Consider the following 11272-nt stretch of genomic DNA (forward strand, 5'->3'; position numbering starts at 1 on the left):
CGCCGTCGCCCAGCGGTCCTGGGCGGCCGTCAGCCCCGCCGACCGCGCCCAGGCGCTCCGCCGCTTCGCCGCATCGGTCGACGCCGACCGCGAGCACCTCGCGAGCCTCGAGGTCGTCAATTCGGGCCACCCCATCACCCAGGCGCGGTGGGAGGCCGGTCACGTCCGCGACGTGCTCGAGTACTACTCGGCGTCACCCGAACGGCTCTTCGGTCAGCAGATCCCCGTCGCGGGCGGCATCGACCTCACCTTCCACGAACCGCTCGGCGTCGTCGGCATCATCACCCCGTGGAACTTCCCGATGACGATCGCCGCCTGGGGCTTCGCGCCGGCGCTCGCGGCGGGGAACGCCGTGGTCCTGAAGCCCGCGGAGTGGACGCCACTGACGAGCATCCGCCTCGGGGAACTCGCCCTCGAATCCGGCCTGCCCGAGGGACTGTTCCAGGTGTTGCCGGGCCGCGGATCGGTCGTCGGCGAGCGCTTCGTCACGAACGAGACCGTCCGGAAGGTCGTCTTCACCGGATCGACCGCCGTCGGCAAGCGCATCATGGCCGGCGCGGCGGAGCAGGTGAAGCGGGTCACCCTCGAACTCGGCGGCAAGAGCGCCAACATCGTGTTCGCAGACGCCGACCTCGAACGCGCGGCCGCCGCCGCCCCCTACGGCGTCTTCGAGAACGCGGGCCAGGACTGCTGCGCCCGGAGCCGGATCCTCGTCCAACGGAGCGTCTACGAGCGGTTCATGGAGCTGTTGGAGCCGGCCGTGCAGGGTGTAGTCGTCGGCGATCCGAACGACGAGGCCACCGAGATGGGGCCGCTCGTCTCCGCTCCGCATCTGGCCGCCGTGCGCTCGTACGTGCCCGAGGGCGCGCCGGTCGCCTTCACCGGGAGCGCTCCGGACGGCCCGGGGTACTGGTTCGCGCCGACCGTGCTGACGCCCGGCCGCGACGACCGCACCGTCCGGGAGGAGATCTTCGGTCCCGTCGTCGCCGTCCTGCCCTTCGAGGACGAGGCCGACGCCCTCACCCTCGCGAACGACACGGAGTACGGCCTCTCCGGCTCGATCTGGACCCGCGACGTCGGTCGCGCGATGCGGGCCGCTCGAGCAGTGGAGTCGGGCAACCTGTCGGTCAACTCCCATTCCTCCGTCCGCTACTCCACCCCCTTCGGCGGGTTCAAGCAGTCGGGTCTCGGGCGCGAGCTCGGTCCCGACGCCCCGCTCGCCTTCACCGAGACGAAGAACGTCTTCCTCGCCGTCGACCCCGGTCCTTGAGCCCCGTCCGGTCCCTGAGCCTGTCGAAGGGCCACCCCGGTACCCGAGCACCACCCCGGTCCGTGAGCACCACCCCGGTCCCTGAGCAACACCCCGGTCCCTGAGCACCACCCCGGTCCCTGAGCACCACCCCGGTCCCTGAGCTTGTCGAAGGGCGGGGCAGAGAGAAAGAGCACCACATGACCATCACCCCCATCGACCTCACCCAGCGACTCGCCGGGAAGGTCGCCGTGATCACCGGCGGCGCGAGCGGCATCGGCCTCGCCACCGCGAAGCGCTTCGCCGCGGAGGGCGCGACCGTCGTCATCGGCGATCTCGACCCCACGACCGGCCAGGCGGCGGCCGAGCTCGTCGGTGGGCTCTTCGTCCAGGTCGACGTGACCGACCAGGCGCAGGTCGACCACCTGTTCGACACGGCGGCCGAGACCTACGGCTCGGTCGACATCGCCTTCAACAACGCCGGCATCTCCCCACCCGACGACGACTCGATCGAGACGACCGAGCTCCCGGCCTGGGAGCGCGTGCAGGACGTGAACCTCAAGTCGGTCTACCTGTGCTCGCGCGCCGCCATCCGCCACATGGTGCGGCAGGGGAAGGGCTCGATCATCAACACGGCGTCGTTCGTCGCCGTCCTCGGTTCGGCCACCTCGCAGATCTCGTACACGGCGTCCAAGGGCGGGGTGCTCGCGATGAGCCGCGAGCTCGGCGTGCAGTTCGCGCGGCAGGGCATCCGTGTCAACGCCCTGTGCCCGGGTCCCGTCAACACCGCGCTGCTGCAGGAGCTCTTCGCGAAGGACCCGGTGCGCGCGCAGCGGCGACTCGTGCACATCCCCCTCGGTCGGTTCGCGGAGCCCGAGGAGTTGGCCGCCTCCGTCGCCTTCCTCGCGAGCGACGACTCGTCCTTCATCACCGGGTCGACGTTCCTCGTCGACGGCGGCATCTCCTCCGCCTACGTGACACCGGAATGAGCTGACGACATGCCCGGGCGGGGGACGCGACCCCGGGGAAATAGACTGATCCGATGAGCGAGACGCGGAAGGGCGACGAGGCGACCGAGGTGCTCAGCGCCGAGCTCCTCCTGCGTCCGGGCCGCGCCGGGAACGCCTTCGAGGAGACCGTCCAGCGGCTCCTGCAGTCAATCCGCCTCGGGCTCATCGAGCCGGGCGGCCGTCTACCGGCCGAGCGCGAACTCGCGACGATGCAGGGGGTCAGCCGCGACACCGTGCGGGATGCGATCGCCGCGCTCACCGAGGCCGGTTACCTGACCTCGCGGCGCGGGCGCTACGGCGGGACGTTCGTCATGGACGAGCTGCCCGACGACGAAGCGATCAACGCGGCCGACTCCCCCGAGGTCGGCAGGGTCACGATCTCGGCGGCGGAGATCGAGGACACGCTCACGCTCCGCAGCATCCTCGAGGTCGGTGCGGCGCGCGAAGCGGCGCAGTGCAAGCTGTCCGGCGCCGACCGCGAACGACTCTGGCAGGCACTCGGAGACTGCCGGGACGCGGCGCCCGCCGACTACCGCCGCCACGACTCCCGCCTCCACCTGCTCATCGCCGAGCTCGTGGGTGCCCCCAGCCTGCTGCCGCTCGTCGCCGAGTCGCGCATGCGGGTCAACGAACTCCTCAACGGCATCCCGCTGCTGGCGGTCAACATCGCGCACTCCGACGAGCAGCACGAGCGCATCGTCAAGGCGATCCTGCGCGGTCACCCCGAGGAGGCGGCGCAGGCGATGGCCGAGCACGTCGCCGGCTCCGAGGCGCTCCTCCGCGGCTTCCTCGCCTGAGCGCCTGTCGCGGCGCGGACATGGAACGACCTCCCGGCGACGAGTCGCGAGGAGGTCGGATGCGCCGGTCGGGCCGGCGGGTGCGAGGTCCTAGAAGGACTTCGGGTAGGTGCGGGCCGGGATGGCACGGTAGCCGTCGCGCTTGACGACGACGACCGATCCGACGGCTGCACTCGCAGCGAGGAGGGCGATGATGCCGAGATAGATGGTCACGGTTCTATGAAACGCCTGTTGGGCGTGAAGGACAAGCGAACAATACTGACGTCACTCGGTAGCATCGCTACATGGACGTCCGCCGACTCGACCTGCTTCGCGAACTCGCCGAGCGCGGCACCGTGCACGCCGTCGCGGAGGCCACGCACCGCACCCCGTCCGCGGTCTCCCAACAACTCAAGGTCCTCGAGCGCGAGGCCGGTCTGCCGCTCACCGAACGACGTGGCCGCGGCCTCGTCCTCACCGACGCCGGCCGGGCACTCGCGGCCAGCGCCACGGACGTCGCCGTCGCGATCGAGCGGGCGACGAGTGTGTGGGACGAGTACCGCAACCGTCCGATCGGCACCGTCACGGTCGCGACCTTCCCCACCTTCGGGCAGATGGTCGTCCCCGCCGTGCTCCGCACGCTCGAAGCGGTACCCGGCCTGCGGGTCGTCGTGAGCGACCGAGACCCCGACCTCGAGGACTTCCCCGATCTGGCGGCCGACTTCGACATCGTCATCGCGCAGGCGATCAGCGGCGAGCGCAACTGGGTCCGTCGCGGTCTCCGCATCACGCAGCTGCTCTCCGAGCCGCTCGACGTCGTGCTGCCGGTCGGGCATCGCCTCAGCGGACAGGCCGTCCTGACCCCGGCGGACCTCGCGGACGAGTCCTGGATCGGCGTGCCGGTCGGCTATCCGCTCGACCGCCTGCTCCGCAGCATCGAGGCAGAATCGGGCGGCGAGCTCCGAGTGGCGCAGCGGGTGAGCGACAACCGCATCGCGGAGGCGATGGTCGCGGCCGGCCTCGGTATCGGCCTCCTCCCGCGATACACGGCCAGCGGTCCGGAGCGCGGCATCGTCCTCCGTCCGCTCGCGGGGCTCGACGCGACCCGTCGGATCGTCGCACTGTCGCGTCCCGACCGCGCCGAACGCCTGGCGGTGCGGACCGTCCTCGACGCGATCCGCGTGGAGGCGCAGTCGGTCGCCGCTTCGCACACCGCGCCGGAGCCCGAGGAACTCACCACGCCCCGCTGGGTGTGAGCGGGGCCGTTCTCAGGAGTCCGTCGGTGCGCCGGTAGCGGCGACCGCGGACACACCGCAAGAGTCCTGAGAACGGTCCCGGCGCGACGGTCAGCCCTCGGCCCGACCGGCGCCGCTGCGCTCCCGGCGATACCGTTTCACGCCCTTCCAGACCGCGACGCCGACGGCGATCACGACGCCCGCGATGACCACCTTCTGCAGGATGCCCGCGTACTCCTCGACGATGTGCCACTGCTCGCCGAGGAAGAACCCGGCGAGCACGAAGATGGTGTTCCAGATGGCACTGCCCGCGAAGGTGAGCAGCGTGAACCGCAGGACCGGCATCCGTTCGACACCGGCGGGGACGGAGATGAGGCTCCGGAAGATCGGCAGCATCCGACCGAAGAACACCGCCTTCGAGCCGTGCTTCTGGAACCAGGCCTCCACGCGGTCGACGTCCTCGACGTGGACGAGCGGGACCCGCTCGGCGAGGCGGCGCATGCGGTCACGTCCGAGGACGGCGCCGATCGCGTAGAGGGCCAGCGCGCCGATCACGGAACCGGCCGTCGTCCAGATGAGGACCTCGACGAGACCGAGCTTGCCCTGACTGGCGGCGAATCCGGCGAGCGGCAGGATGATCTCACTCGGCAGCGGCGGGAAGAGGTTCTCGAGGGCGATGGCGAGCCCGGCTCCCGGACCACCCAACGTCTCCATGAGGTCGACCGCCCAGTCGGCGACCCCTCCGAGGGCACTGTCCCCTCCGGTCGAGGCGGCGGACAGGCTGAACGTGGCGGCGGTGGACGTCGTCATGCCCTCGACGCTACGCGACACCCGCTCGCCATCCCTGGGAACCTCCGCTCAATCCCCCACCCGTCGGTTCCACCGAACCGGCCGTTTCTCAGGACCTCTCCGGCGTGGCGAGCCTTCCCCGGGGCGACACGCCGGAGGTCTCCTGAGAAAGGAAACCGATAGCGTTGGGGCATGCGCATCGCCACCTGGAACGTCAACTCGATCCGTACCCGCGTCGGCCGCGTGGTCGACTGGCTCGTCCGTGAGGACGTCGACGTCCTCGCCATGCAGGAGCTCAAGTGCAAGCCCGAGCAGTTCCCGATGGAGGCCTTCACGAAGGCCGGCTACCAGGTGGAGCTCCACGGGCTCAGCCAGTGGAACGGCGTCGGCATCGCCAGCCGCCTCCCGATGGAGGACGTGCAGATCGGCTTCCCCGACATGCCCGGCTTCGGCAAGCCGCCGGCGAGCCTCGCGCTCGACGGTCCCGGCTTCGACGCCGACGGCCTGCCGCTCGAAGCGCGAGCCATCGGCGCGACGGTCGACGGCGTCCGCCTCTGGAGCCTGTACGTCCCGAACGGCCGCGCGGTCGGCGACCCGCACTACGACTACAAGCTCCGCTGGCTCGCCGCGCTCGAAGCCGACACCCGCTCCTGGCTCGCCGAGAACCCCGAGCTGCCGCTCGCACTCATGGGCGACTGGAACGTCGCGCCGCTCGACTCCGACGTCGGCGACCCGAGCTTCGGCCCGGGCTCGACCCACATCTCGGCACCGGAGCGCGCCGCCCTCGCAGCCTTCGTCGACGCGGGACTCCAGGACACCGTCCGACCGTTCGTCCCCGAGGGCTACACCTTCTGGGACTACAAGCAGCTCCGGTTCCCCCGCAACGAGGGCCTCCGGATCGACTTCATCTACGGCTCACAGGCGTTCGCGGACCACGTCGTCGAGGCGTCGATCCACCGCAACGAGCGCAAGGGCGACAGTCCGAGCGACCACGTTCCCGTCGTCGTCGACCTCGACTTCACCCTCTCCGAGGAAGAGGACGACGACTCGCCGATGATCTTCGGCTGAGCCGGCGCCCCCTCACTCGAGTCCGGTCAGGCGTTCCGACGCCGGCGGGCGAGCAGGAGCGCGAGGGTTCCGAGTGCCACCACGCCACCGCCGAGGACCGCGGGAGCGAGCGACGAGACGCCCGTGTCGGGCAGCCTGGCCGCAGCACCGGCCACCGGTTCGGCCACGACGACGCCGTCGGCGCCGACGGTCACCTGACGCTGCAGGCTGTTCACGCCGGTCGCCGCGTCCCAGGTGCCGACGTTCGCCGTCTGGACGGCGTAGAGCGGGTTCGCCGCGACCGACTCGTGCGTGGCCGGCAGCGACAGCGCCGTGTCGTAGCGACCGGCCGGGACGTCGGCGAGTGACGCCTGAAGTGTGACGGTCTCCCCCGCACCCCAGGTGCGGGCGTCCGAACCGAACGGGACGCGCACCGTGCGCTCGGCGTTCGACAGCACGAGGTACGCGAGCCGGCTGTTGTACGGAGCCGCCCAACCGTCGTTCCGGACCGTGAGCGAGAGCGTGTCGTCCACGACCGAGCTCTCCGTCATCACGAAGCGGTAGCCGAGTCGCTTCGCGGTGGTGTCGAGGTTCTCCCGGCCCCAGGACTGCAGGACGTCCTGGAGGTAGTCCCAGTTCAGGTAGCTGAAGTTGTATCGCTCCATCTCGGCCGAGGCGGTCGCCCACTCCGACCGCGGCGGGTTCACGTTGCAGGTCTCGCCGCCGACCGGCACCCAGTCGCTCTCCTGCGCGAGGTAGTCCTGATCGAGGGAGATCGGGTCGGACAGGTAGGTGCCCCAGTCGTCGGGTGCCGCGAGGAAGCAGTCGTTGTGGTGCCCGATGCGCGAGATGGCGCTGCCGTCGAACGCCTGCGCCTCGGTGATGGCCCCAGCGGTTCCGGACGGCACCCCGAGGATGTTCTGCTTCATGTTCATGGTCCGCACCTGGATGGAGCGGTCAGCTGGAACCGCCTCGAGGAGCGCCTCGACGACTGCGCGACGCTTCGCCCAGTCCTCGTCCGTGAGGACACCGGGGTTCGCCGGGTCCGCGGCGAAGTGGTCCGTGTAGTAGCCCTCACCCCAGAGGCCGACGAAGCCGGCCTGCACGACCGAGATGACGTCGGCGTTGTCCTGGAAGATCGGCGTGAGCTGCTCGATGTGGTTGAGCACGATGTCGAGCGGTGCGTCGCCGTAGGGCGGTGTATAGGGCCAGTCACCGCCCGCCAGGTACGCGAAGCGGGGGATGATCGAGATGCCGGCGGTGCGAGCCGCGTCGAAGTCCGCCTGGACGAGCGCGAGCCAGGCCGGGTCGAGGGTCGGCTCGGCCACGAATCGTTCCATGTAGAAGACGCGGACGAGTTCGGTGATGCCCTCCTCGCGGTAGGCCGCCAGGGTGGCGACGTCGAGCGGCGTGTACCCCGGCCCGCCCTCGGTCCCCTCGGGGTAGTAGTGCGTGTTGTTCGTGTGGTCGAAGCCGCGCTCGGGATTTGCGATGATCGCATCGCTCGGCTCGTAGGCGACCGTGTCGGCCGGGGTCGGGGCAGGTGCTTGCGCCGCAGCGCTCAGCGGTGTGGCGACGACGATGCCGCACGCGGCGAGCACGGCGACGAGACGGAGACGACGGTTCACGGGAACTCCAGCGGGGTCCGGTGGTGCACGGAAGAGGTTGCCCACATCCTGCTGAACCGACACCCGAGGTGCAAGAGAATGCTCGAAACCGACCCGAAGTGATCACTATCGCTTAGCGATTCCCCGTGAACCGCCGACCCGCCGGTACCCGCGCTCCCGCTAGGACCGCGGTGCGCCCCCGCGCTTCCGCTTGTTCGCATCGATGGCGGGACGCTCCGCGACCACCGGCCAGGTGCCCGTGTGCCCCTCGCGTGCGGCCGCAGCGGCGAGGATCCGCGGCTTGGCGGCGAACCATCCGACGATGAGCAGCGGGATGAGCACGACGAGGGAGGCGAGCACCCAGCGGCCGGTCTCCGAGAACCCCATCGTCACGAGGACGAACGCGAGGAACGCCAACGTGAGGTACGACGTGAACGGCGCCCCGAAGAGGCGGAACGACGGCCGCTCGACCTTGCCCTGCTTCGCCCAGCGCTGCAGCTGGATCTGGCAGAGGATGATCGTCGCCCACCCGCCGATGATGCCGATCGCCGAGATCTCGAGCACGATTTCGAACGCCTTCGACGGCACGAGCGCGTTGAGGCCGACACCCAGCAGGGTGAGTGCCGCCGTGAGCAGGATGCCACCGAACGGGACGCCGTTCTTGCTCATCTTGCCGGTGAACGCGGGGGCCGAACCGTTGACGGCCATCGACCGGAGGATGCGGCCGGTCGAGTAAAGCCCCGCGTTGAGGCTCGACAACGCCGCGGTCAGGACCACGAAGTTCATGACCGACGCCGAGATCGCCCCGGCCTGCTCCGACCCGATGTGCGAGAAGAAGGTGACGAACGGGCTCTCGCCGGCCTCGTAGGCCGTGTACGGGAGCAGGAGCGAGAGGAGCAGCACCGAGCCGACGTAGAAGATCGCGATGCGGAAGATGACCGTGTTGACGGCCTTCGGCATGATCTTCTTCGGCTCGGCCGTCTCACCTGCGGCGGTCCCGACGAGTTCGATCGCCGCGTAGGCGAACACCACACCGGAGATCGCGATCATCGGGGCGAACGCCCCGACGGGGAACAGCCCGCCGTTGTCGCCGATGACCGAGAACCCGACCGCACCGATGTCGGTCCGGCCACCGAAGATGATGAAGCAGACGCCGACGATGAGGAAGATCACGAGCGCCGACACCTTGATGAGCGCGAACCAGAACTCCATCTCGCCGAACAGCTTGACGGAGACGAGGTTGAGCGCCAGCACCACCACCAGAGCGGCGAGCGCGAAGACCCACTGCGGGAAGTCCTCGAGCTCCTTCCAGCCGAACAGCTTGCCGAAGGTCTTGATGTAGAGCGCGGCCGCGGTGACGTCGACGATCGAGGTCATCGCCCAGTTGAGGAAGTACAACCACCCCGCGCCGAACGCCATCTTCTCGCCGTAGAACTCCCGGGCGTAGGAGATGAACGAGCCCGAGGACGGACGGTGGAGGACGAGTTCACCGAGGGCGCGCAGGATGAGGAAGGCGAAGAACCCGCAGAGCGCGTACACGAGGATGAGCGCCGGGCCGGAGCTGTTCAGGCGGCCACCCGCACCGAGGAAGAGCCCCGTGCCGATCGCACCGCCGATCGCGATCATCTGGATCTGCCGCGGCTTGAGGGTCTTGTGGTACCCCTCCTCCTCGCTGGAGAAGTCCTGCACGGCGAGCATCTCGTCGCCGACGGTCTCGCGGGATGCGGCCCAGTCTCCGGAACGTTCGTGTCGTGGGGTCGTGCCTTCGGTCATGTCGTCCCATCGGGTCGGGTCCGACGGCGCTCCGCCGGACTGGACGGTGGTATATCTCAGTCGTGCCCGCCCAAGAGTAGTCGCGATCGTTCGGCTTTTCCGGCCATCGCTGTCCATGCTTCGGAGGACAGCGGCGCTTCGGACAGACCGGTTCCCGGGGGTCAGGCGAGCAGGGCGGCGACGACGACGAGGACCGGTACGGAGAGGATCGTCGTCAGCAGGACCGTGTCGCGGGCGAGCGTGACGCCCTGCTCGTACCGGCTGGCGAAGTTGTAGACGTTCTGGGCCGCCGGGAGGGCTGCGAGGACGACCGAGGCGAACAACGGCGTGCCGCTCAGCCCGAAGCCGAAGTGCGCGATGAGGTAGGCGAACCCGGGCATCACGACCGATTTGATCGCCGTCGCCACGAAGATCTCCCGACGTCCGCTGCCGGCCTGCAACGGCCGCATGCCGTGCAGCGACATCCCGAACGCCATGAGGATGAGCGGCACGGCCGCGCCGCCGAGGAGCTCGAACGGAGCCATGACGGGCTCGGGGAGCCGGACGCCGAAGAGGTTGACCACGACGCCGATGATCGACGCGACGATCATCGGGTTGCGGAAGGGTTGCGTCACGATGCCGAGGAAGGAGACGGAGCCGCGCTGTCTGACGTCGAGGATGGTGAGCGCGATCGGGGCGAAGACGAGGAGCTGCAGCAGGATGACCGGGGCGACGTAGCCGGCCTCGCCGAGGACGTAGACCGCCACCGGGATGCCGATGTTGTTGGCGTTGACGTAGCCCGAGCCGAGCGCGCCGATCGTCGCGACCGAGAGGTCCTTGCGGAGCCACACGGCGTTCAGCAGCACGAAGAGCGCGGCGGCCGACAGGGCACTCGCGAGGGCGACCCAGATGAAACTGCTGAACACCTCGTGCAGGTCGGCCGTGGCGAGCACGGTGAACAGCAGCGCCGGGTTGGTGACGAAGAACGCCACCCGGTTGAGCACGTGCCCGGTCGTCGGGCCCCCGACCTCGAGACGCCCGGCGAGGTAGCCGACGAGGATCACGGTGCCGATGATCGCGAACCCCGTCAGCACTCCGCCCATGCCGTCCAGCCTAGGTGCAGCCCGTCCGGCGGCCCGGTCGAGCCGACGGTTGTGGAGCGGGCGGTCGGCGTGGAGAATCTGGGGAGGAGAGCCGGGCACCACCATCGCCCCGCGATCCGCTCCCACCAGGAGCCCGCACCAATCACCCACGAGGAGATCCGACGATGACGTCATTCGACCCGGTCGCGTCCAGCGACGCGATGCACAGCACCACCCTCCCCCACGAACGCCTCTCCATCAGCCGCGGACCGCGCTCCGGGCTGACCATCAGCGTCGCCCTGCACTCCACCGCCATGGGGCCGGCCCTCGGCGGCGCGCGACTCTGGCGGTACGGCTCCTGGCTCGAGGCCGTCGACGACTCCCTCCGCCTCGCCGCGGGGATGACGATGAAGAACGCGGCCGCCGGTCTCGCGCACGGCGGCGGCAAGTCCGTCATCCACCTGCCCGTCGGCACGACCCTCGACCCCGCGGAGCGCCGCGACGCGATGCTCGACCTCGGCGACGCGGTCGAAGCACTCGGCGGCGCGTATCGCACCGCGGAGGACGTCGGCACGACCGCCGAGGACATGGCCGTCGTCGCCGAGCGGACCGACCACGTCAGCGGGCTGCCGGCGGACCGCGGAGGCGTCGGCGAACCGAGCGAGGCGACGGCGGCCGGCGTGCACGCGGCCATCACCGCGACGCTCGAGACGGTCTTCGGCACC

The 11272-nt window shown here is 69.9% G+C and carries 11 protein-coding genes; 6 read left to right on the forward strand and 5 right to left on the reverse strand.

The window, feature by feature from the left end:
- From IFT89_RS18135 to IFT89_RS18145, 3 genes are all read left to right on the forward strand, one after another.
- Positions 1-1270 (forward strand): aldehyde dehydrogenase family protein (locus IFT89_RS18135; protein ID WP_202939656.1); only part of this gene is annotated, 1270 nt, incomplete at its 5' end.
- 179 nt (positions 1271-1449) lie between these two features.
- Positions 1450-2238 (forward strand): 3-oxoacyl-ACP reductase, encoded by a 789-nt coding sequence (locus IFT89_RS18140; protein WP_194718745.1) that lies wholly within the window; start codon positions 1450-1452, stop codon positions 2236-2238.
- Between the two features lie 53 nt (positions 2239-2291).
- Positions 2292-3056, forward strand: coding sequence for a FadR/GntR family transcriptional regulator (locus IFT89_RS18145; protein ID WP_124768611.1), 765 nt, complete (start codon positions 2292-2294; stop codon positions 3054-3056).
- Positions 3057-3146: 90 nt separating this feature from the next.
- Here the strand turns inward: IFT89_RS18145 and IFT89_RS20650 are convergent, their stop codons facing one another.
- The gene (locus tag IFT89_RS20650) at positions 3147-3269 is read right to left on the reverse strand and encodes a hypothetical protein (protein ID WP_255376692.1); all 123 of its coding nucleotides are present in this window, start codon (positions 3267-3269) and stop codon (positions 3147-3149) included.
- A gap of 71 nt (positions 3270-3340) precedes the next feature.
- Between IFT89_RS20650 and IFT89_RS18150 the strand changes: the two genes are divergently transcribed.
- Positions 3341-4291: a LysR family transcriptional regulator gene (locus IFT89_RS18150; protein WP_202939657.1), complete on the forward strand. Its 951-nt coding sequence runs from the start codon at positions 3341-3343 to the stop codon at positions 4289-4291.
- A 90-nt stretch (positions 4292-4381) separates the two neighbouring features.
- Here IFT89_RS18150 and IFT89_RS18155 read toward each other — a convergent pair whose 3' ends face one another.
- The gene (locus tag IFT89_RS18155) at positions 4382-5080 is read right to left on the reverse strand and encodes a DedA family protein (RefSeq protein WP_192018816.1); all 699 of its coding nucleotides are present in this window, start codon (positions 5078-5080) and stop codon (positions 4382-4384) included.
- Between the two features lie 171 nt (positions 5081-5251).
- Here IFT89_RS18155 and IFT89_RS18160 point away from each other — a divergent pair, with 171 nt between their 5' ends.
- The gene (locus IFT89_RS18160; protein WP_071262231.1) at positions 5252-6127 is read left to right on the forward strand and encodes an exodeoxyribonuclease III; all 876 of its coding nucleotides are present in this window, start codon (positions 5252-5254) and stop codon (positions 6125-6127) included.
- 26 nt (positions 6128-6153) lie between these two features.
- Here the strand turns inward: IFT89_RS18160 and IFT89_RS18165 are convergent, their stop codons facing one another.
- The 3 genes from IFT89_RS18165 to IFT89_RS18175 all read right to left on the reverse strand — a co-directional run bounded on the left by IFT89_RS18165 (position 6154) and on the right by IFT89_RS18175 (position 10568).
- The gene (locus IFT89_RS18165) at positions 6154-7734 is read right to left on the reverse strand and encodes a DUF4832 domain-containing protein (protein WP_124768609.1); all 1581 of its coding nucleotides are present in this window, start codon (positions 7732-7734) and stop codon (positions 6154-6156) included.
- 159 nt (positions 7735-7893) lie between these two features.
- On the reverse strand, positions 7894-9486 hold the full coding sequence (locus IFT89_RS18170) for an amino acid permease (protein ID WP_191940438.1): 1593 nt from the start codon (positions 9484-9486) through the stop codon (positions 7894-7896).
- A gap of 161 nt (positions 9487-9647) precedes the next feature.
- On the reverse strand, positions 9648-10568 hold the full coding sequence (locus tag IFT89_RS18175) for an AEC family transporter (RefSeq protein WP_124768608.1): 921 nt from the start codon (positions 10566-10568) through the stop codon (positions 9648-9650).
- 164 nt (positions 10569-10732) lie between these two features.
- Between IFT89_RS18175 and IFT89_RS18180 the strand changes: the two genes are divergently transcribed.
- The coding region (locus IFT89_RS18180; RefSeq protein ID WP_274605598.1) for a Glu/Leu/Phe/Val dehydrogenase dimerization domain-containing protein at positions 10733-11272 on the forward strand (540 nt) is incomplete at its 3' end.

The organism is Plantibacter sp. CFBP 13570, from assembly GCF_014841395.1.
GTDB lineage: Bacteria > Actinomycetota > Actinomycetes > Actinomycetales > Microbacteriaceae > Plantibacter > Plantibacter auratus.

What these genes read in the sequence shown, in the direction of transcription:
- IFT89_RS18140 (WP_194718745.1), top strand. Translation starts at nt 1,450, where the DNA reads ATGACCATCACCCCCATCGACCTCACCCAGCGACTCGCCGGGAAGGTC.
- IFT89_RS18145 (WP_124768611.1), top strand. Translation starts at nt 2,292, where the DNA reads ATGAGCGAGACGCGGAAGGGCGACGAGGCGACCGAGGTGCTCAGCGCC.
- IFT89_RS18150 (WP_202939657.1), top strand. Translation starts at nt 3,341, where the DNA reads ATGGACGTCCGCCGACTCGACCTGCTTCGCGAACTCGCCGAGCGCGGC.
- IFT89_RS18155 (WP_192018816.1), bottom strand. Translation starts at nt 5,080, where the DNA reads ATGACGACGTCCACCGCCGCCACGTTCAGCCTGTCCGCCGCCTCGACC.
- IFT89_RS18160 (WP_071262231.1), top strand. Translation starts at nt 5,252, where the DNA reads ATGCGCATCGCCACCTGGAACGTCAACTCGATCCGTACCCGCGTCGGC.
- IFT89_RS18170 (WP_191940438.1), bottom strand. Translation starts at nt 9,486, where the DNA reads ATGACCGAAGGCACGACCCCACGACACGAACGTTCCGGAGACTGGGCC.
- IFT89_RS18175 (WP_124768608.1), bottom strand. Translation starts at nt 10,568, where the DNA reads ATGGGCGGAGTGCTGACGGGGTTCGCGATCATCGGCACCGTGATCCTC.